This window comes from Nocardioides limicola, from assembly GCF_016827675.1.
GTDB lineage: Bacteria > Actinomycetota > Actinomycetes > Propionibacteriales > Nocardioidaceae > Nocardioides > Nocardioides limicola.
This window is the reverse complement of record NZ_JAERJA010000003.1, coordinates 415618-436107: the sequence shown is the minus strand read 5'-3', so window position 1 is coordinate 436107 and position 20490 is coordinate 415618. Positions and strand designations below refer to the sequence as shown.

Sequence of the window (20490 nt, the reverse complement as noted above, 5' to 3'; positions counted from 1 at the left end):
GATGAGCGACACGGTCCGCCGGATGATGCGTGGTCCGAGAGCCCAACTACGCGACCTGGGTCACCAGTACGACTTCTACGTCACCTCGGCGCGGTGGACGCCGAGGACGTTGCGGCACTACCGACGCGAAGTATGGGCGATTCTCTCCGACACCGCGTTCGGGTCGGCAGGTCTGGCCGTGGTCGGCGGGACGGTGGGGGTCATGGTGGCGCTCTCGTATGCCGTCGGCACCCAAGTGGGGTTGCAGGGGTACGCCGCACTCGAGTCGCTGGGAGCTGCCAACTTCGCGGCGTTCGCGTCGGCCTACTTCAACACTCGTGAGGCGGCGCCGCTGGTCGCCGGCCTGGCCCTCGCTGCGACGGTCGGGTGCGGCTTCACGGCACAACTGGGCGCGATGCGGGTGAGCGAGGAGGTGGACGCTCTCGAGGTGATGGCGGTGCCGTCGATCCCGTTCCTGGTGACGACGCGCATGGTCGCGGGTTTCATCGTGGTCATCCCGCTCTACGCGATCGGGCTGTTCACGTCGTACGTCGCGACCCGCGTCGTCATCACCTTCTACTTCGGCCAGAGCACCGGGACCTACGACCACTACTTCTTCCAGTATTTGTCTCCCGAGGATGTCCTGTGGTCGTTCCTGAAGGTGATGATCTTCTCGGTGGTGATCATCTTGATCCACTGCTACTACGGCTACAACGCCACCGGCGGACCAGCCGGCGTGGGCTCTGCAGTGGGCAGGGCCATCCGTCTCTCGATCGTGACCATCATGGTCACCGACTTCTTCCTCAGCTTCGCGATCTGGGGCTCGACGACAACAGTGAGGATCACGGGGTAGTGCGATGCAGCGATCTCAGAGTGATGTGCAGTTGGAGATCAAGGGCTTGATCCTGCTCGGGGTCCTTCTCCTCCTCGTCTGGCTGTCAGTCGCCATCTACCAGAAGGCGTTCGTCTCGACGGTCGACATCAGCGTCGAGACCCAGCGCGCTGGCCTCCAGCTCAATCCCCATGCCGACGTGCGGATGCGCGGAGCACTGGTGGGCCGCGTGGTGGACGTCAGGCAGGAGAATGGTCGTGCAGTGCTGACGCTGTCCCTGGATAAGGACCAGGCCGAGAGGGTGCCCGCAGACGTGGAGGCACGGATCCTGCCGACGACACTCTTCGGGCAGAAGTACGTCCAACTCGTCGTGCCCCAGCACAGCACAGCCGGTCCGATCAGGGCCGGGGCCGTCGTCCCGGAGGACCGCTCCGCGGCTGCGGTCGAGATCATGCAGGCGTTCGACAACCTGCAGCCGCTGCTGACAGCAGTACCGCCGCAGGACCTGTCCTCGACCCTGCAGGCGATGGCGCAGGGGCTGGAGGGTCGAGGGGAGCAGTTGGGCGAGACGGTCGAGGCGACGGTGCGGCTGCTCCGCGACTTCCGCAGTCACCTGCCGTTGCTCATCGAGGACCTGCGGTTGCTCGCCTCGGTGTCTGACATCTACGGCGCCTCCATGGACGACGTGCTGACGGTGCTCGAGAACGTCTCGTTCAGTGGCCGGACGGTCGCTGAACTGGAGGACGAACTCGCCGAGTTCGTCGGCGACGTCACGACGCTGAGCGAGACCATGAAGGCGTTCTTGGACCGCGACGGTGACGGGATCGTCGAGTTGAACCGGACGACCGAGCCGATTCTGCGGACGTTGGCCCGCTATGCGCCCTCGTTCCCGTGCCTGCTCGATGGCTTGGTTCTCGCGAACAGCGAGTTCAACTCGGCGTTCCGCAACGGCAAGTTGCACAGCTACTCGGTGCTCGGACTGCAGTACCCGGGGTACGAGGAGCCGGACGCCCCGGAGTTCGGGGCTCCCCCCGGTCCGAGCTGTGCGGGCATGCCAGGAGCGGATGGTCAGCCCCACGTCGTGATGCCCCGGTTCGACGACGGCGGCCGTTACGCAGATGGAAAGGCGGTGGTCCCGTGAACGTGCGCGACATCAGGACGATCAGGGCGGGGATCGGCCTGTCGATCTTCCTCGTGGTCGCGACCGTGACCACGGTGGTGGTCGTCGCCACGATCCGCCCGTTCGGGGCCTCCGGGCAGGAGGAGTACCGTGCGGTCTTCACCAGTGCGAGCCAGCTCCAACCGGGCGATCAGGTTCGGGTCGCCGGCGTCGTGGTCGGACGGATCTCTGAGGTAGAGGTCAATGAGGAAGCCCGAGCGGTGGTGACTTTCACCGCTGACGAGGCCCTGCAGCTCACCGACGAGACGCGGGCTGAGATCCGGTACCTCAACCTCCTTGGCGATCGGTATCTGGTCCTGCAGCGCGGCGATGGCGACCCGATCGAACCGGGTGCGACCCTCCCGGTGAGCCGCACCTCGCCCGCCCTTGACCTCAACGATCTCTTCAACGGATTCAAGCCGCTCTTTGCCGCGCTCTCGCCTGACGACGTGAACACCCTTTCCTACGAGATCATCGCGACCCTGCAGGGCGAGGGGCCGAACGTCAACCAACTGTTGCGACACACCGCCAGCCTTACCTCAACGATCGCCGACCGTGAGGAGGTGATCGGCAAGGTCGTCGACAACCTCAACCAGGTTCTCGGAACCCTCGACTCGGGTGAGAGCGAACTCAACCAGTTGGTCATCCAACTCACCCGTTTCATGAGCGGTCTTGCCGAGGACCGGCAGGCGATCGGCGACTCGATCGAGAGCATCGACCGCATGGCCGACGCCACCGCCTCGCTCCTGCACGAGATGCGCCCTGCCCTCCGTCGCGACATCGAGGAGCTCGGTCGCCTGGTGTCCGCGCTGAACCAGCCCGTTTCGCGCAAGGCACTGCGGCGAATCCTTCGGGAGATCCCGGAGAAGCTGGCGCGTATCACGCGGTCCGGCTCCTACGGATCGTGGTTCAACTTCTACCTGTGCGACCTGCGGGTCAACCTCGATCCATCGCCGGGGGTGACTGCGCTCGACTTCTTGTTCAACGAGCTGTCAACAGTTTCGGTTCACGACCCAGCGGAGAGGTGTGACGGATGAACGGCCGCAGCCCGAAGAGGGTGGCGACGACCGGGCTCGTGCTGTGCACGGTCTTGTTCACCATGGCCATGCGCATCAACGACCTGCCGCTGATCGGGCCCGGCCAGACCTCGTACAGTGCAGAATTCTCCGATGCCAGCGGACTGCGTGTCGGCGACAGGGTCCAGGTCGCGGGCGTGACCGTGGGCAGGGTCAAGTCGATCGATATCGAGTTCGACCACGTGGTCATCGACTTCGAGATGGAGTCCGAGATCGAGCTGGGCGAAACCACGCGCGCCGCGATCGCCGTCGGCAGTCTGCTGGGCCTGAAGTACCTTGACGTGACGCCGCACGGGGGCAGCCCACTCGACGCTGGGGCAACGATTCCACTCAAGCGGACCACACCGGCCTACGACGTTGTCGAGGCATTCGAGGACCTTACCGAGGTCACCGCCCAAGTGGATACCGAACAGCTTGCCGCCTCGCTGGACGCTCTCGCGGACACGTTCCGCAACTCTCGTCCGCAGGTGCGTAGCGCGCTGCGGGGGCTGTCGCGCTTCAGCGAGGTGATTGCGTCCCGGGATCGTGAGATCAAGGAGCTGCTCAGGCATGCGGACACGACCGCTGGCGTGCTTGACCGCCGTCGCGACGATGTCGTCGACCTGATCAAGGCGTCGAACCTCCTGTTGGCAGAGCTCCAGCGTCGTAAGGACGCTGTTCATGCGCTGTTGGTCAACACCAAGGCCCTGGCCGAGGAGTTGCGCGGCCTGGTCGAGGACAACCAGGAGGCACTGACACCCGCCCTCAGGGAACTCGAGTCGATCACGCGAATGCTGTCCAACCACCAGAAGAAGCTGCGCGAAGTTGTGCGGAACTCGGAGAACTACGTCGCAACATTCAACAACGTCGTGGGCAGCGGACCGTGGTTCGATGTCGTCATCCCGCGGCTACCGAGTTCGGTCGACAGAGGCGGGAACTGATCACCATGGCGATCTCAAGGAATCTGTTCAACCGGCGCAACGTGATCCTCGCGATCGTCGTCCTGGTGCTCGCCGGGTGGGGCGTCCAGATGCGCACCGTTGGCAAAGTCCACGTGACGGCGTACTTCCCGGTCACCGTCGGTGTCTACGAAGGCTCGGAGGTGCGCCTCATGGGTGTGGTGATCGGCAAGGTGACGAAGGTGGAGCCAGAAGGCGAGCGAGTCCGCGTGGAGTTGGTGTACGACGGCGACTACCGCGTACCTGCGGATGCCAAGGCGGTGATCATCTCGCCGTCGATCATCGCCGACCGATTCGTCCAGTTGGCCCCGGGTTACGACGGGGACGGGCCCGTGCTCGTCGACGGAGCGGTCATCGGTGAAGAAGACACCCAGGTGCCGATCGAGCTCGACGAGGTCTTCTCGGTCACCAACGACCTGCTCACGGCGCTCGGCCCGCGTGGCGCCAACGACGAGGGCGCACTGAATCGGCTGCTCGACGTGGGTGCTCACACCCTGCGTGGTCAGGGCGATGACATGCGGTCGGTGATCGCCAACCTCTCGGGCGCGGCCACCACCGTCGGTGACACCAGTGGTGACCTCTTCTCGCAGGTACAACACCTGGAACGCTTCACCGCCTCGCTGGCAGCCAACGACGAGGAGGTCCAGCGTTTCAACCAGCAGATGGCCGACGTCTCCGCCTTCCTCAGCGCCGAGCGCGAGGCACTGTCTCAGGCTCTCGCCGCGCTCGCCGAAGCCTTCAGCGTGGTCGAGGCGTTCGTGACGGACAACCGCGACCTCCTCGTTGTCAACATCGAGCACCTCACCACGATCGCTGGTGCCCTGGCGGCGGAACGAGAATCGCTGATCGGCCTCCTGGAGGTGTTCCCCTCCGCGGCCAGCAACATGGCTCGGTCGTGGGACCCGGAGCACCAGTCCATTCGTGCTCGCGCCAACCAGGGTGAGTTGCTCCGCGACATCGGCGGCCTGCTGTGCGACACCCTGCAGAGCCACGGAGTTCCGCAACCGGACCAGGCCTGCGACGAACTGCAGAAGCTCCTGGCAGGAGCATTCGGATGAGACGCGGCGTTCCTCTCGTGGTCGCCCTTGCCGGGATGCTCCTGGCCTCCGGCTGCAGCGGATTCGCCGGTCTCTCCGACGTCCCCCTACCCGGTGGTCCTGACCTCGGCAACGACCCATGGACGATCACAGTGGAGACCGCCGACGTCCTGAATCTGGCCCGCCAGGCAACCGTCAAGGTCAACGACGTGAGTGTGGGGGTGGTCGACACGATCGAGCGGGATGGCTGGAACGCCAAGGTCACGATGCGGATCCGCAGTGACGTCGACCTGCCCGCCAACACCGTCGCCGCGATCCGACAGACCGGCCTGCTGGGTGAGAAGTACGTCGAGTTGTCGCCACCCGTGACCGACGAGCCGACCGGCGCTATCGAAGACGGCGCGCTCATCGCGATGGACCGCACCAGTCGCTCATTCGAGGTCGAGGAGGTGCTCGGCGCACTGTCGCTTCTGCTCAATGGCGGTGGAATCGACCGCATCCACACCATCACCACCGAGCTCAACAACGCCCTCGAGGGACGCGAGGGCGAGTACCGTGCGCTGCTGGCCGAACTCACGGATTTCACTGCCACCCTTGATCGGCACAGTGTCGCCATCACTGATGCCATCGACGGGCTGGACCGACTCTCATCCTCGGCGGCCGAGGGCCAGGAGACGATCGAGCGGGCCCTTGCCGACATCCCGGATTCGCTCCGAATCCTTTCCGAGCAGCATGAGGCACTGGTCGAGATGCTGACCGCCACCTCACGGCTTTCCGATGTCGCCACGACCACGATCGACCGGACCCGAGTGAGCCTGCTGCAGAACCTGCGGACCCTCGACCCAGTGCTCACTCAACTCGCCGCGTCCGGCGAGAGCATCCCGCAGGCATTGGAGTACCTGCTCACGTTCCCGTTCCCGACCGAGGGGCTGCAAGCGCTCCAGGGTGACTACTTCAACTTCGACCTCGAACTCCAGATCAAACAGCAGGACCTCGTGCACCTCCTCGGCGGGGGCGCTGGATCGACGTCCCCGCCGCCCGGGGATGCTCCGGGTCCCGGCGTGCCGACCCTGCCACCCGCCGACATCCTCGGCGACCTGCTGGACCTACTGCTCGGAGGTGTCCCGTGAGGGCCCAGATCCGTCAACGCCTCGCGATCTTCTTCGTGCTGTCGCTCGTGGCGGTGGCGTACACCGGCGCGCGGTACGCCCAGCTCACCGACAAGCTTCTGTCGCAGACCTACGTCGTCGAGGTCGACCTGGTCGAGTCCGGTGGGGCCTTCGTCGGCGCCGAGGTCACCTACCGTGGAGTGCCGGTCGGGCGGGTCACCGACGTCGCACTCTCCGACGACGGGGTGATCGCCGAACTCACCATCCGCAACAAGTGGCAGGTCCCGGCCGACGTCAGGGCGAATGTCCACAACCGGTCGGCCGTAGGGGAGCAGTACGTCGACCTGGTCCCCGCCAGGAGCGGGCCGCCCTACCTTGAGGACGGCGACAGGATCTCCCGCAACCAGACCACCATCCCGCTCGCCGAGGAAGATCTGATCCTCACCATCGACAGGTTCGCGACGGGAGTCGACATAGGGAATCTGCGTACGGTCGTCCATGAACTCGGGGTCGCGTTCCGCGGGTCCGGAGGCGATCTGCAGCGCCTTCTCGACGGTGCCAGCATGTTCGTGGATGCAGCGAACGCCAACCTGCCCGTCACCCTGTCACTGCTCACGAACACCCGCACCGTCCTCACGACCCAAGTGGCCGGCGGTTCAGAGTTCCAGTCGTTCTCCCACGACCTCGCGTTGTTGACCACAACCCTGCGGGAGAGCGACGCGGATATCCGGACGGTGCTCACGACCGGGCCGCCTGCTGCGCGCACGCTCACTGGCCTGATCAACGATCTGAGTTTGGTCACGCCTGCGTTCCTGGAGAACATGTTGGCGGTGAACGCGATCACCGGAGATCACCTCCATCAGATCGCATGGGGCCTGGCCATCGCGCCGTACGACGTCGCCGCCGTCCAGGCGGTCTCGCGGGGAGGTAGGTCCTACCTCGGGCTCTCACTGAACGTGAATCCCGCAGTGTGCCAACGCGGCTACATCCCGCCCGACGAGTGGCGTTCCACGAACGACCTGTCGGTCGTGCCGCCGCCCTTCGGGCTCCGCTGCGCCGAGCCAGGGAAGGTCTGGCGAGGCACGAACCACGCCGACTGAGAAGGAACCGACCCGCAGCAGCGCCGGCGCTCAGACAGCCAGCGCTCAGACAGCCAGCGCCTTCTCGACCTCGTCGAGGGCGTCGGCGAGATAGACCGACACCCGCTGGCAGTGCGGCGCCGTGTCGGGGCAACCGGTCACGGTGAAGCACAGGTTGCTGCCCCAGCTGGTGACAGTGACGACGAGCGCACCGCCGCTGCCGACGATGGTGGTTGCGTGCAGCGACTCGACCTCGGCGCCGTTGTGGAACAGCGCCGAACTGGTGCCGGGGACGTTCGACAGGCCGACGTTCTGGAGGGGCGGCAAGCGATGACCGGTCCCGGTCATGTTGCCGAGGACGAAGGGCGCCAGCATCAGGCTGCTGTAGGCCGTCGCGTGGCCCTTGAGACCGAGGAGGTGCTCCTTCCCGGCCTTGGTGGACGCGATCACCCGGTCCGCGCGGTCACTGATGTCGTCGATCTCGGTGGCCAGGTCAGCGAAGAGCATGCTGATCGCGTTGCTGGCCTCGGCTGCGGCCCGCTCGGTCATCGTCGCTCGCAGCGAGGTGAGCACGCCCGCGACGAGCGGCCTCTCCGGGAGCTCGTCGAGCTCCTGGAGATAGCGCCGCATCGCGGTGCCGAGAACAATGGCGACCGCGTCGTTCAGGGTGCCACCAGTGCTGCGAGCGAGGTCCTGAAACCTGTCGATCGGCAGTCGCTGGGTTGCCACCCGTCGCCGCTGGGTCACGCGGCCGTTGAGAATGGTGCGAGGTGCCGAGTACGGCGAGACCAGCGCTTGGTCTGGATCGCGGACGGCGCTGACATCGGCGGCGAGCGCCCGGCCGACGCTGCTCGCCATCGATAGGGGGGCTCGCGCGGCGCGAGCGACGCCATCACTCACGGCAGGCGGGACCTGCGCGATCGGAGCCCGAACGGCCTTCTCCCGCACCACCTGATGTGCCCACAGGGGGGCACGTTCGCGTTCGAGTGGATCCTCGCTGAGCCAGTTCCTGAGCATCCGGAGGGCCGACACACCGTCGACCATCGCGTGATGCATCTTCATGAGAATCGCGAACCGGTCGTTCTCCAGGCCTTCGATGAGGTGCAGTTCCCACGGCGGACGGTCGAAGTTGACCGGATGGGTGACCAGTCGGGAGACAAGGGTCGCCAGTTCGAGTTCTCCGCCGGGTTGCGGAAGCGCGGAGTGGCGGAAGTGGTAGTCGATCTCGATATCCTCGGACGGGAGAATGGTCCAACTCGGGCGTAGCCTCCGGCCCAGTCCAGCGCTCAGCACGTAGTTGAAGGGCTCGGCGGTCACGGGGTGCTCCCGCATCCACGCAGCCAACTCCGCCAGATAGTGCGCGGACTCACCCTCGGGCTTGCGAAGGAGCAGCAGGATCGCCCCGTGCTGGGGTGCCTCTTCGCGCTCTGCCTGGATGAACGCCGCATCGAGTGCCGACATCGCTCTTTTCACGCCGCCTCCTTGGTTGTCTGAACCAGTAGACGGGATGACCGGGCGTACGGTCAACCTTTGGCCGAGTGTCGAGACGAGAATTAATTGGTAGTTGACCGTACGGCCGGTCAAGATGCACAATGATTTCTGGATCCTGCCCGGACGAGGCGGCCGGTGACGCAGAGCGGCTGGTGACGGACACATGCGACCGGCCGCCGTAGCCCCGGCAGGCGAGCAACTGCTGAGCTCACATCAACAGCGATCCCATCGCCGAAAGCGAGGCAACCCGATGAAGAACACCACTACCGCCACCGGCGAGGCGGGCGATGGCGCGGTGGAATCCGCCGCTGCCCAGGGGACGGGCAAGGACGCGGCCGGCCCAGACTCTGAGCCTGCTCCCTGGGGCCCGATCCGCTCCCGACTCGGCTGGGGGAGTATCGCTACCGCTGTTGTCGTCGTCTTCCTCGCGCTGACCGCCGGGTGGGCGACCTGGCAGTGGAAGCAGGTCCAGGACCTGGAGTCGGCGCGCGAGCAGGCGTTGGACGCTGCGCAGCGCCACGCGGTCGTGGTGGCCAGCTACGACCACCGCGACCTTGATTCGTATGTCGAGAAGGTGAATGGCCTGGCTACTGGCAACTTCGCCGACCAGTTCGCCAAGACGAACGAAGATCTACGCATGGTGGTCGAACGGACCGAGGTCCAGGTCGAGGCCACCGTGGTGGACGCCGCTGTCCGATCTGCCTCTGAAGACGAGGCAGTGGTGCTGCTCTTCGTGGACCAGACAGTCAAGGGCACCTCCACTGACGGAGAATCAATCGACCGGGTCGCCATGAGGATGACCGTGGTCCGCTCGGGCGACCAATGGCTAGTGAGCAAGATCGCGCGGCCGTGATGGGACTGCCTGCCGAGGTGCGAGCTGTCGCGGGGCTCGGCGCCGGTGTGCTCGTCAGCGGGGCGGCGGCGACGCTCCGGGTCGCAGCCGCCGTGACGAACGGGATGGCCGGTTGGTGTGAACAGCAAGTCGAGGACCGGCTGGGGATCCGGGTCGACGACGGGGTGCCGGAGCTGCGAGCGCTGCCCGGCCGGTTGCCGGCATCGTCGGTCGAGAACTCGTGCGATGGACGGCTCGACCACGCGATGAGGGGTCTTCTTGATCGGGCCAACGACCAGACCACCACCGGGAGTCGGCACGAGCTTTTCGCGAAGATCCTTGACCAACTGGTGCCTGACGAGGCGCGGATCATCAGCGCTCTGTCGGATGGCTCGTCCTCTCCGCTTGTGGATGTCTTGCGGCGCTCGATGGGGCGGCAGCCGGCGGTAGCCGTCCTGGAGAACATGTCATTGGTCGGCCGGACTGCGAACCTCGCGCTGCCGCACCTGACGCCCCAGTATGTGGGTCACCTGTTGTCACTGGGGCTCGTGGAGATCGGCGCCGAGGACGTGTTGATGAAGGACGACTACGAGATACTGGCTGCCGACATGGCGGTGCTCGGCGCCATCAAGCGTGCTTCCCGCCGCGCCATGGGCGCTCGAGTCAAGCGCCGCACACTCCGACTCTCGATGCTCGGCCGCGAGCTGTGGGCGGCCGTCACGGATGGCGCGGTATGACCGCGCAGATCTCCGCAGCGCTGCTGCCCGGAGGGCGGCCCTGGGAGCTGATCGTCGCCGACGTCGAGGTCAACTGGCTGATCTATCTGTCGATACCTCTGGTCGCTGCGGTCATCGGATACGGAACCAAACTCGTCGCGCTCAAGATGCTCTACTGGCCGATCGAGTTCCGTGGACTAGGGCCGATCGGGTGGCAGGGCGTGGTACCTCGACGTGCGGGGAAGACCGCTGCGCTGACCATCCACATGCTGCAGGAGAAGCTGCTCCGGCCCGAGGAGATCCTTGACAGGATCGACCCGAGCGACGCGGTTGCCCAACTGCGCGAGCCGCTGCTCCGCGCCACGGACGAGATGGCGCGTGAGCTGCTCGAGGAGATCCGGCCAGGTTTGTGGGACTCGATGCCTGCGCGCGGCCGCGAGATGGTGCGCAACCGGGTGCAGGCCGTCGCGCCGCGGGTCATCGACAACCTGCTGGAGGAGATGCGGGCCGACCTGTCGCGCTTCGTGGATCTGCAGTACGTCGCCGTCACGGTGCTGGTTCGCAACAAGGAGCAGCTCAATCGACTCATGCAGGGCCTGGGTGGCGCGGCGATGCAGTTCATCCGGCGCAGCGGCATCTACTTCGGACTCGCCATCGGCTGCGTTCAGATGGTGGCGTGGGGCTATTACCACAATCGCTGGATCATGCCGATCTTTGGCGGCATCACCGGGTTTCTCAGTGACTGGCTCGCGCTCAACCTGATCTTCACGCCGCGTGAGAAGCGCAAGCTCTTCGGGTTCATCCCGGTGCACGGCACGCTGCACGCTCAACGCGAGCAGGTCACCCGCGACTATGCTCGACTGCTGGCGAACGACATCTTCTCTGCCGACGTACTTCTCGACGCGATCCTGCGCGGCCATACGGCGGATCGGCTGTTCGCGGTCGTCGCCAAGGAGGTCGATGCCGCTATCGACGCCGAGGCCGGACTGGCCCGGCCCGTACTCACCCTCGCGATCGGAACGCGGCGCTACCGCGAGATCAAGGAGAGGGTGGTCCAGCTCCTGATCGACCGGCTCCCAGACACGATGGCTGAGGCGCAGGACTACGCAACGCGTGCGCTCGACATCGAGAACCTGATCATCGAGAAGATGAATCTCCTCACCCCGGAGGAGTACGAAGGCATCCTCCGGCCGGTCTTCAAAGATGACGAGATGATGATGGTCATGGTCGGCGCGATGCTTGGTTTCGGCGTCGGCGAACTGCAGGTTCTGATGGTCGAGCTTCTCTCACAGCCGGTTCAATGATGCAGCCAGGAGGATCCCCGCTGGCGCGGGTCTGTGAGGCATTCCAGGTCAGCGGGCTGACCCCTTCCACGGGGGGTGGTGGCGCAAGATTGTCAGACAACGCTACGTTGGGCCCATGGGGAGTCACATCGAACATGTAGCAGTCTTCGGTCTCGGCAAGGTCGGAGAGTTGGTGGCGCTCGCGCTCACCGACGCCGGCTTCACCGTGACCGGGTACGACGCGGCGGCGCGAGCCAACGCCCGACAACTGGACGTCGGTGATGAGGCCGTGCTACGGCGCGCCCTGGCCGACGCGGATGCGGTGGTGAGTTGTCTGCCCTACCACCTGAACATCGCGGTCGCCGAGGCTGCGGCCGCGACCGGCACCCACTACTTCGACCTGACCGAGGACGTGCCGACCACCAACCGGGTGCTGGAACTGGCCGCCACCCACACCGAGACGGCGTTCGCGCCGCAGTGCGGCCTGGCGCCGGGCCTGATCGGGATCGTCGGCTCCTCCCTGGCGGCGGGCTTCGACGACATCCGGAGCATCGAGCTCAAGGTCGGAGCGTTGCCGCGGCACCCCACCGGACTGCTCGGCTACGCCTTCAACTGGTCGCCCGAGGGCGTGGTCAACGAGTACCTCAACGACTGCGAGGTGGTGCGCAGCGGCAAGCGGCAGATGGTCCCGGCGATGTCGGAGACCGAGCGGGTGGTGATCGGTGGCATCGAGCTCGAGGCCGCGCTGACCTCCGGGGGGTTGGGCACCATGTGCCAGACGTACGAGGGACGGGTGCGGCGGCTGGACTACAAGACGTTGCGGTATCCGGGACACTTCCAACAGATCCGGTTCCTCTTCGACGAGTTGGGGCTGCGCGACCAGCGCGAGCTCGCCGGCCGGCTGCTGGTCGACGCGAAGCCACCGGTGGACGAGGACATCGTCTATCTCTTCGCCGCCGTCGAGGGCCACAAGGGTGACCAGCTGTTCCGGGAGATGTACGTGCGCGGCTACATGCCCTGCGAGATCGGCGGCCGCCGATGGCGCGCGATCTCCTGGACCACCGCATCCTCGGCCGTCGCGGTGGTGGAGCTGGTCGCCAACGGCACCCTGCCCGCGGCCGGCTTCATCCGCCAGGAGGACATCGCCCTGACCGACCTACTGGCCACCAAGGCCGGACGACGCTTCGAGGAACGAGGAGATGAACTGCGATGAGTGACGTCGCCGCGCAGGCCCGCGAGATCCTGGCCCGGTTGGGCGCCCCCGATCCCTTCGACGCCGACGGAGAACTCATCTGTCGCTCACCGATCGACGGGGCCGAGATCGGCCGGGTCGCCGCGCACTCCACAGCCGAGGTCACCGCCGCCATCGACAGCGCCGAGGCCGCGTTCGCGCAGTGGCGGACCACCCCGGCGCCGGTGCGCGGCGAGCTGGTCCGCGAGCTCGGCACGCTGCTGCGCGAGCACAAGGACGATCTGGGCGCTCTGGTCACCATCGAAGCCGGCAAGATCCGCAGCGAAGGGCTGGGCGAGGTCCAGGAGATGATCGACATCTGCGACTTCGCGGTCGGACTGTCGCGACAGTTGCACGGTCTCACCATCGCCAGCGAGCGCCCCGGGCACCGGATGATGGAGCAGTGGCACCCGCTCGGTGTGGTGGGCGTGATCAGCGCCTTCAACTTCCCGGTCGCGGTCTGGTCCTGGAACGCAGCCCTGGCCCTGGTCTGCGGTGACCCGGTGGTCTGGAAGCCCTCGGAGAAGACGCTGCTGACCGCGCTCGCCTGTCAGGCTCTGGTCGTGGAGGCGGTACGCCGGGTGGGTGCGCCCGCGGGGCTGTGCCGGGTGATCCTCGGCGGCGTGCCGGTGGGCGAGGCTCTGGTGGACGACCCCCGGGTGCGCCTGGTCTCGGCGACCGGATCGACCCGGATGGGCAAGCAGGTGGCCCCGCGGGTGGCCGCTCGGCTGGGACGGAGCCTGCTCGAACTGGGCGGCAACAACGCAGCCCTGGTCGCACCGTCGGCCGACGTGGACCTGGCCGTGCGCGGGATCGCCTTCTCCGCCGTGGGCACGGCCGGACAGCGGTGCACCAGCCTGCGCAGGTTGATCGTGCACCGGTCGATCCTCGACGATCTGGTGGCCCGGCTCGCGGCCGCCTACCAGACGCTACCGATCGGCGACCCGTTGGACGCCGGCACCCTGGTGGGGCCACTCATCGACGCCGACGCCGCCGCCGCGTTCACCAAGGCGATCGAGGCTGCCCGTGCCGACGGCGGCACCGTGCTCACCGGCGGCGTCGAGGCCGAGGGGGTGCCCGGGGGCCACTACGTCCACCCGGCGATCGTGACGATGCCCGCCCAGACCGACGTGGTGCGCGCGGAGACCTTCGCGCCGATCCTCTACGTGCTGGGCTACGACACCCTCGACGAGGCGATCGCGCTGCACAACGACGTCCCCCAGGGGCTGGCCTCGGCGATCTTCACCCTCGATGTCCGCGAGGCCGAGACGTTCCTGTCCGCTGCCGGCTCGGACTGCGGCATCGCGAACGTCAACATCGGGCCCTCCGGAGCCGAGATCGGCGGAGCCTTCGGCGGCGAGAAGGAGACCGGCGGAGGCCGGGAGTCCGGCTCGGACGCGTGGAAGGCCTACATGCGTCGGGCCACCAACACGATCAACTACTCGACCGAGCTGCCGCTGGCCCAAGGAGTCGAGTTCGGATGACCGAGCGGGTCGACCCTGGCGAGTTGCGAGCCCGGTTCGCCCGCAGCCTGTCGCAGTTGTACGGCTCCGAGGTCCCGGCGTACACGACCTTGGTCGAGGTGTGCGAGGAGATCAACGCCGAGGTGCTGGACCGGCCCGGCGTCGACGCGGAGCGGTTCGGCAGCATCGACCGGGTCACCGCCGAGCGGCACGGTGCGATCCGGGTGGGCACCGCCGAGGAACTGGGTCAGGTGGCGCGGATCTTCGGCGCCTGCGGCATGTATCCGGTCGGCTTCTACGACCTGCGCGAGGCGACGGTGCCGATCCCGGTGGTCTCGTGTGCGTTCCGGCCGATCGAGGAGGCCGAGCTGGCCGCGAACCCGTTCCGGGTCTTCACCTCGGTGCTGGTGATCGACGACCGGCGCTTCTTCGACGAGCGGCTCACCGATGAGCTCGGTGAGTTCCTGGCCGCGCGCCGGCTCTTCGACGACGAACTGCTCGAGCTGGCCGACGCGGCCGAACGCGACGGAGGCCTGTCCGAGGACAGGGCGGCGCGGTTCCTGAAGCTGGCCACCGAGGCGTTCGCGCTCTCGCCCGAGCCGATCGACCGGGCTTGGTATGAGCGGCTCGAGGCTGTCTCCAGCGTGGCCGCGGACATCGGCGGGGTGCGCAGCACGCACATCAACCACCTGACTCCGCGGGTGCTCGATATCGACGCGCTCTATGCCCGGATGCAACGGCGCGGGATCACCATGATCGACGCGATCCAGGGGCCGCCGCGCACCGACAAGCCGGACGTGCTGCTGCGGCAGACCTCGTTCCGCGCGCTCGCCGAGCCGCGGGCGTTCGTGGAGCCGGACGGCTCGGTGGGCACCGGGGAGCTGCGGGTCCGGTTCGGCGAGGTGGAGGCCCGCGGGGTGGCGTTGACCCGTGCTGGCCGGGAGCTCTACGACTCCGGCGGCATCGACGCCTTCCCGGACACCGACGAGGAGCTCGACGCGGCCGATCTTGCCTACTACACCCGGGTCGACGGCGCGCTGAAGCCGATCGTCTACGAGGACTTCCTGCCCAGGTCGGCTGCCGGGATCTTCGCCTCCAACCTCAGCCGCGACACGGTGGCCGACGCGGCTCAGCGGGCCGCCTCCCGGGACGCCGCCTGGCTCGCGGAGGCGCTGGGGAGGCCCCTGCACGACCCATACGTGTTGTACGACGTCCAGCGAGGCAGAGCGTGACCCAAAGTTGACCGTTCAACCACTTCTGTTACGGTTGAACCGTCAATCAGTTCTCGATGGAAGGTTCACCATGTCTCGCTTCTTCTCACCGCTGCCCCAGGGCGTCCAGGACGCCGCGCTGCTGATCGCTCGTCTCCTGGTCGGCTCCGTGCTGGTGGCTCACGGCTGGCAGAAGTTCAACGAGTACACGCTGGCCGGCACCGCCGGCGCCTTCGAGCAGATGGGGGTCCCGGCACCCAACCTCACCGCAGCGGTCGCGGCCGTGATCGAGCTGGGTGCCGGTGCGCTGATCCTGGCCGGCCTGCTCACCTCGGTCGCCGGGGTGCTGGTCGCCCTGAACATGGCGGGCGCCTACCTGTTCGTGCACAAGGGCCTCGGCGTCTATGTCGAGAACGGCGGCTACGAGCTCGTCGCCGTGATCGCGGCAGCCTCGCTGGCCCTGGCCGCGGTCGGCCCCGGCCGGATCAGCCTGGACGCGCTGATCGCGCGCCCGAGCACCCGAGCCGAGGAGAAGGTCGCCGCCTGACCCAGGCTCGGCGGCACTCGATCACCGAGGCACCACACCGCCTCGCAGGCTCGGCGGCACTCGATCACCGAGGCAGCACACCGCCTCGCAGGCTCGGCGGCACTCGATCACCGAGGGCGACTCTTCGGTGGTCGAGTGTCCGCGGAGTTGGTGATCTCGATACACCGCCTCGCAGGCTCGGCGGCACTCGATCACCGAGGCAGCACACCGCCTCGCAGGCTCGGCGGCACTCGATCACCGAGGGCGCTGCCGACCCGCGGACTCACTCCAGGCGGCGCAGCAGCCCGTCGATCATTCGGGCGGTGGCGCCCCACACCAGGTGGCCGTCGACAGTGAAGCTGACGGTGGGCACGGGCACGCCCAGCCGCGGCAGCGGCCGCATCCGACGACCCGCCCGCAGGTCGTCGAGGTTCAGGTGCAGCACCCTCGCCACCTCGTCGTCCTGCAGCCGCCAGGCGTCCGGGTCCCGAGCCGGCACCTGGGCCACGAACGGGTAGACGCGGAAGCGGGTCACGAGTGTGGTCGTCGGCGGCAGTGCGCCGACCACCGTGGCCTCGGCCGGGTCCAGACCGATCTCCTCATGGGCCTCGCGCAGGGCGGTGGTCATCAGGTCCTCACCCGGGTCGCGGCGGCCACCGGGGAAGGAGATCTCACCGGCGTGCCGCCGCAGGTCCGCCCGCCGCTCGGTGAGGACGACGACCAGCGACGCCCCGTCGTCGTACACGGGCACCAGCACGGCGGCGTCGGTGTTGCCGAACGCCGACATGCCGACCGCGTCGGCCGGATCCAGCAGTCGATCCCAGCGGCTCACCGCATCGCCGGGATCACTCAGCCGACCGCACCCGGATGCCCGCGGACTGCAGCGAGCTCAGCGGCACCGTCACCGCGCCGGACGGATCGGTGAAGAAGTCGTTGCCCTTGTCGTCGACCACGATGAACGCCGGGAAGTCCTCGACCTCGATCTTCCAGATCGCCTCCATGCCGAGCTCGGGGTACTCGATGACCTCTTGGCTCTTGATGCAGTCCTGGGCCAGCCGTGCGGCCGGGCCGCCGATCGAGCCGAGGTAGAAGCCGCCGTACGTGTCGCACGCCTCGGTGACCTGCTTGGACCGGTTGCCCTTGGCGAGCATCACCATCGAACCGCCGGCGGCCTGGAACGCGTCGACGTAGGAGTCCATCCGTCCGGCGGTGGTCGGCCCGAACGACCCCGAGGCCATCCCGGCCGGCGTCTTGGCGGGACCGGCGTAGTAGACCGGGTGGTTCTTCAGGTAGTCGGGCATCTCCTCGCCGGCATCGAGTCGCTCCTGGATCTTGGCGTGCGCGATGTCGCGGGCCACCACCAGTGGGCCGGTCAGCGACAGCCGGGTCTTCACCGGGTGCTTGGAGAGTTCGGCGAGGATCTCGCTCATCGGCTGGTTGAGGTCGATCTTGACCACCTCACCGCCGGCGATGTCCTCGGCGACCCCGGCATCAGGCATGTAATGGGCCGGATCCATCTCCAACTGCTCCAGGAAGACGCCCTCGGCGGTGATCTTGCCCAGCGCCTGCCGGTCCGCGGAGCAGGAGACCGCGATCGCCACCGGGCAGGAGGCGCCGTGGCGGGGGAGGCGCACCACCCGCACGTCGTGGCAGAAGTACTTGCCGCCGAACTGGGCGCCGATCCCGAAGGACTGGGTGAGCTTGAAGACCTCGTCCTCCAGCTCCAGGTCGCGGAACCCGTGGGCGCTCATCGACCCCTCGGTGGGCAGGTTGTCGAGGTAGTGCGCGCTGGCGTACTTCGCGGTCTTCAGTGCGAACTCGGCGCTGGTGCCACCGATCACCACCGCCAGGTGGTACGGCGGGCAGGCGGCGGTGCCCAGGCTGCGGATCTTCTCGTCCAGGAACTTCAACAGCCGGGTCGGGTTCAGGATCGCCTTGGTCTCCTGGAACAGGAACGACTTGTTCGCCGAGCCGCCACCCTTGGCCATGAAGAGGAACTTGTACTCCGGTGCCTTGCCGGGCGCCGCCGGGGTCGAGTAGAGCTCGATCTGGGCCGGCAGGTTGGTGCCGGTGTTCTTCTCCTCGTACGTCGTCAGCGGCGCGAGTTGGGAGTAGCGCAGGTTGAGTTTGGTGTAGGCGTCGTACACCCCCTTGCTGATCCACTCCGCGTCGTCGGCGCCGGTGAGCACGCCCTCGGACTTCTTGCCCATCACGATCGCGGTGCCGGTGTCCTGACACATCGGCAGCACGCCACCGGCGGAGATGTTCACGTTCTTGAGCAGGTCCAGCGCCACGAACCGGTCGTTGCCCGAAGACTCGGGGTCGTCGATGATCTTGCGCAACTGCGCCAGGTGCGCCGGCCGCAGGTAGTGGCTGATGTCGTGCATCGCCTCCGCGGTCAACTGCTGGATCGCCTCGGGGCTCACCTTCAAGAAGGTCTGCCCATCGGGCCCGTCGACCGTCTCGACACCGTCGGTGGTGATCAGGCGGTAGGGGGTGTCGTCGGCACCCGTGGGAAGGAGGTCGGAGTACCGGAACTCTGCGTCAGCCACGGTGCCTGAGGATACGCCGTCGGCGCGCTGGTGGGCATAGCGGCGCCCACCAGATGGTTGACCCTTCATGCACATCTACGACGCGGTGGTGATCGGAGCGGGACAGGGAGGGTTGTCCGCCTCCTTCCACCTGCGTCGTCTCGGCATCGATCACGTGTTGCTCGACGCCAATGAGCGGGCCGGGGGTGCGTGGCAACACCGCTGGGACTCGCTGACCATGAGCGACGTGCACGGCGTCGCCGATCTGCCCGAAGCGCCCGCACCCGAGCGGGACCACGCCCCGGCCAACCGCGTCGTCGCCTCCTGGTTCGACCGCTACGAGCGCGAGCATGACCTCCCGGTGGTGCGACCCGTCCTGGTCGACCGGGTGACCAGTGACGGCGACCTGCTGATCGTGCACGCGGGGGAACGCACCTGGGTGACCCGGACGCTGGTCAACGCCACCGGCACCTGGACCCAGCCGTTCATCCCGAACTACCCGGGCGCGGAGACCTTCGCTGGCGAGCAGTGGCACACCGTCGACTACCCGGGTCCGGAGCACTTCGACGGCAAGCGGGTGCTGGTCGTCGGCGGCGGCGCCTCCGCGGTGCAGTTCCTCGGCGAGTTGGCACCGCGCACCGACGTGCTGTGGGTGACCCGCCGGGAACCGATGTGGCGCCAGGAGTTCGACGAGAACGCCGGCCGGGACGCGATCGGTCAGGTGCTGGAGCGGGTCCGTGACGGACGGCCGCCGGCGAGCGTGGTCAGTGTCACCGGCCTGGCGTTGCGACCTCAGGAGCAGCAGGCGGCGCGGCTGGGCGTGTATGACCGACGGCGACCGATGTTCGCCCGGATCGAGGCCGACGGAGTGCGCTGGGCCGACGACAGCTTCGAGGCGGTCGACGCGATCGTGTGGGCCACCGGCTTCCGGCCCGCGATCCGGCACCTGGCCCCGCTGCACCTTCGCAGCGCCCACGGCGGGGTCGCGCTGCTGGCCGGCAGCAGCGACGTACAGACGGCCGTGACCGCGGCCGCGGATCCTCGGGTGCAGTTCGTCGGCTACGGCCCCTCGGCGAGCACCATCGGCGGCAACCGAGCCGGCCGGGCCGCCGCACTCGCCGTACGCCGTCGGTTGCGGGACGCGGCCTAGCGTGACCCGTAAACCCATATTCCTGGTAATATGGGTCCGTGAAGACGACTCTCGAACTCCCCGACGACCTGATCGTCGAGATCAAGGTGCGGGCTGCCCAGGAGCGCCGATCGATGAAGGACGTGGTGACGGAACTCCTCCGCTCCGCGATGCACGGGGCACCCGACTACGTCTGGCCCGAACACGAGGTCAGGGTGTCGTTTCCTTTGGTGCTCACGGGAGAAGCGACCGCTGGCGCCGAACTCACCCCACAGCGGGCCTCCGAGATCCTCACTGCTCAGGAGGCCGAGTGGACCGCAGGTGATCGGGACACGCGTTGAAACACCTGGTCGACACCAACGTGTGGCTCGCGTTGACGTTGTCCGGTCATGCCAACCACTCGCGGGCGTTGGAGTGGCTCTCCGCGGTCGAGGAGCCCGACAGCCTGCTGGTGTGCCGATCGACGCAGCAGAGCCTGCTTCGCCTGCTCAGCACCGCGGCGGTGTTCCAGTCCTACGCCAGCAGGCCGCTCACCAACGTGGAGGCGCAGGTGGCCCTCGCCCAGATCTCCGCAGACCCTCGCGTCAGTTTCTCGACTGAGCCTCCTGGTGTAGAGGCGCACTGGATGCGGTTCGCCGCCCGGAGCACGTCCTCGCCCAAGGTGTGGATGGATGCGTACCTGGCCGCATTCGCCGTAGCCGCCAGTGCGCGACTTGTCACTACGGACACCGACTTCCTCACCTACGAGGGCTTGGACGTGGTGGTCGTCTGAACTCGCTCCGCTGATGAGCCACCTCATCGATGCGCAACCTTCTGTCACATCCGGGGCCTTGGCGGTGTCTTCATGTCGAAACCGACACATTGAGGA

Annotated in this window: 20 protein-coding genes; 17 read left to right on the top strand and 3 right to left on the bottom strand. The window is 67.3% G+C overall.

Annotation, left to right across the window (positions count from 1 at the left end):
• Nucleotide 1: 1 nt before the first annotated feature.
• The 7 genes from JKG67_RS09140 to JKG67_RS09110 are packed head-to-tail and all read left to right on the top strand — an operon-like array spanning nt 2 to nt 7230.
• Nucleotides 2–832 (top strand): MlaE family ABC transporter permease, encoded by an 831-nt coding sequence (locus JKG67_RS09140; RefSeq protein WP_203336970.1) that lies wholly within the window; start codon nt 2–4, stop codon nt 830–832.
• Between the two features lie 4 nt (nt 833–836).
• Nucleotides 837–1952 carry an MCE family protein gene (locus JKG67_RS09135; RefSeq protein WP_203336969.1) on the top strand — a complete coding sequence of 372 codons (1116 nt, stop codon included), beginning with the start codon at nt 837–839 and terminating at the stop codon, nt 1950–1952.
• Entirely contained in the window at nt 1949–3007 is a 1059-nt protein-coding gene (locus tag JKG67_RS09130; RefSeq protein WP_203336968.1) for an MCE family protein, read from the top strand. The genes JKG67_RS09135 and JKG67_RS09130 overlap by 4 nt, the downstream gene beginning before the upstream one ends.
• Nucleotides 3004–3966, top strand: a complete 963-nt coding sequence (locus JKG67_RS09125) for an MCE family protein (RefSeq protein WP_203336967.1) — start codon at nt 3004–3006, stop codon at nt 3964–3966. Before JKG67_RS09130 ends, JKG67_RS09125 begins: the two co-directional genes overlap by 4 nt.
• Nucleotides 3967–3971: 5 nt before the next feature.
• The gene (locus JKG67_RS09120; protein WP_203336966.1) at nt 3972–5042 is read left to right on the top strand and encodes an MCE family protein; all 1071 of its coding nucleotides are present in this window, start codon (nt 3972–3974) and stop codon (nt 5040–5042) included.
• Nucleotides 5039–6151, top strand: coding sequence for an MCE family protein (locus tag JKG67_RS09115; protein WP_203336965.1), 1113 nt, complete (start codon nt 5039–5041; stop codon nt 6149–6151). Before JKG67_RS09120 ends, JKG67_RS09115 begins: the two co-directional genes overlap by 4 nt.
• The gene (locus tag JKG67_RS09110; protein WP_203336964.1) at nt 6148–7230 is read left to right on the top strand and encodes an MCE family protein; all 1083 of its coding nucleotides are present in this window, start codon (nt 6148–6150) and stop codon (nt 7228–7230) included. Before JKG67_RS09115 ends, JKG67_RS09110 begins: the two co-directional genes overlap by 4 nt.
• A 45-nt stretch (nt 7231–7275) precedes the next feature.
• On the opposite strand, the gene JKG67_RS09105 is transcribed toward JKG67_RS09110, so the two are convergent.
• Nucleotides 7276–8682, bottom strand: a complete 1407-nt coding sequence (locus JKG67_RS09105; protein WP_203336963.1) for a wax ester/triacylglycerol synthase family O-acyltransferase — start codon at nt 8680–8682, stop codon at nt 7276–7278.
• A 181-nt stretch (nt 8683–8863) separates the two neighbouring features.
• Here JKG67_RS09105 and JKG67_RS09100 point away from each other — a divergent pair, with 181 nt between their 5' ends.
• From JKG67_RS09100 to JKG67_RS09070, 7 genes are all read left to right on the top strand, one after another.
• Entirely contained in the window at nt 8864–9553 is a 690-nt protein-coding gene (locus tag JKG67_RS09100) for an Rv1363c family protein (protein ID WP_203336962.1), read from the top strand.
• Nucleotides 9553–10269, top strand: a complete 717-nt coding sequence (locus tag JKG67_RS09095) for an Abi-alpha family protein (protein WP_238998229.1) — start codon at nt 9553–9555, stop codon at nt 10267–10269. Before JKG67_RS09100 ends, JKG67_RS09095 begins: the two co-directional genes overlap by 1 nt.
• Nucleotides 10266–11552 carry a DUF445 domain-containing protein gene (locus JKG67_RS09090; RefSeq protein WP_203336960.1) on the top strand — a complete coding sequence of 429 codons (1287 nt, stop codon included), beginning with the start codon at nt 10266–10268 and terminating at the stop codon, nt 11550–11552. Before JKG67_RS09095 ends, JKG67_RS09090 begins: the two co-directional genes overlap by 4 nt.
• Before the next feature lie 115 nt (nt 11553–11667).
• Nucleotides 11668–12744, top strand: a complete 1077-nt coding sequence (locus tag JKG67_RS09085) for a saccharopine dehydrogenase family protein (RefSeq protein ID WP_203336959.1) — start codon at nt 11668–11670, stop codon at nt 12742–12744.
• A complete protein-coding gene (amaB, locus tag JKG67_RS09080; RefSeq protein ID WP_203336958.1) occupies nt 12741–14246 on the top strand; it encodes an L-piperidine-6-carboxylate dehydrogenase in 1506 nt (501 codons plus the stop codon). The genes JKG67_RS09085 and amaB overlap by 4 nt, the downstream gene beginning before the upstream one ends.
• Nucleotides 14243–15457 (top strand): 2-oxoadipate dioxygenase/decarboxylase, encoded by a 1215-nt coding sequence (gene hglS / locus JKG67_RS09075; protein ID WP_203336957.1) that lies wholly within the window; start codon nt 14243–14245, stop codon nt 15455–15457. Before amaB ends, hglS begins: the two co-directional genes overlap by 4 nt.
• A 70-nt stretch (nt 15458–15527) precedes the next feature.
• Nucleotides 15528–15983 carry a DoxX family protein gene (locus JKG67_RS09070; RefSeq protein ID WP_203336956.1) on the top strand — a complete coding sequence of 152 codons (456 nt, stop codon included), beginning with the start codon at nt 15528–15530 and terminating at the stop codon, nt 15981–15983.
• Between the two features lie 262 nt (nt 15984–16245).
• On the opposite strand, the gene JKG67_RS09065 is transcribed toward JKG67_RS09070, so the two are convergent.
• Together JKG67_RS09065 and JKG67_RS09060 are read right to left on the bottom strand one after the other, a co-directional pair.
• On the bottom strand, nt 16246–16794 hold the full coding sequence (locus JKG67_RS09065; RefSeq protein ID WP_307816487.1) for an NUDIX hydrolase: 549 nt from the start codon (nt 16792–16794) through the stop codon (nt 16246–16248).
• A 13-nt stretch (nt 16795–16807) separates the two neighbouring features.
• Complete coding sequence (locus JKG67_RS09060; RefSeq protein WP_307816486.1) at nt 16808–18514, bottom strand: fumarate hydratase; 1707 nt, start codon at nt 18512–18514, stop codon at nt 16808–16810.
• 67 nt (nt 18515–18581) lie between these two features.
• On the opposite strand from JKG67_RS09060, the gene JKG67_RS09055 reads away from it, so the two are divergent.
• The 3 genes from JKG67_RS09055 to JKG67_RS09045 are packed head-to-tail and all read left to right on the top strand — an operon-like array spanning nt 18582 to nt 20394.
• Nucleotides 18582–19643, top strand: coding sequence for an NAD(P)-binding domain-containing protein (locus tag JKG67_RS09055; RefSeq protein ID WP_203336954.1), 1062 nt, complete (start codon nt 18582–18584; stop codon nt 19641–19643).
• A gap of 38 nt (nt 19644–19681) precedes the next feature.
• The gene (locus JKG67_RS09050) at nt 19682–19963 is read left to right on the top strand and encodes a hypothetical protein (protein WP_203336953.1); all 282 of its coding nucleotides are present in this window, start codon (nt 19682–19684) and stop codon (nt 19961–19963) included.
• Complete coding sequence (locus JKG67_RS09045; protein WP_203336952.1) at nt 19960–20394, top strand: TA system VapC family ribonuclease toxin; 435 nt, start codon at nt 19960–19962, stop codon at nt 20392–20394. Before JKG67_RS09050 ends, JKG67_RS09045 begins: the two co-directional genes overlap by 4 nt.
• Nucleotides 20395–20490: the final 96 nt, after the last annotated feature.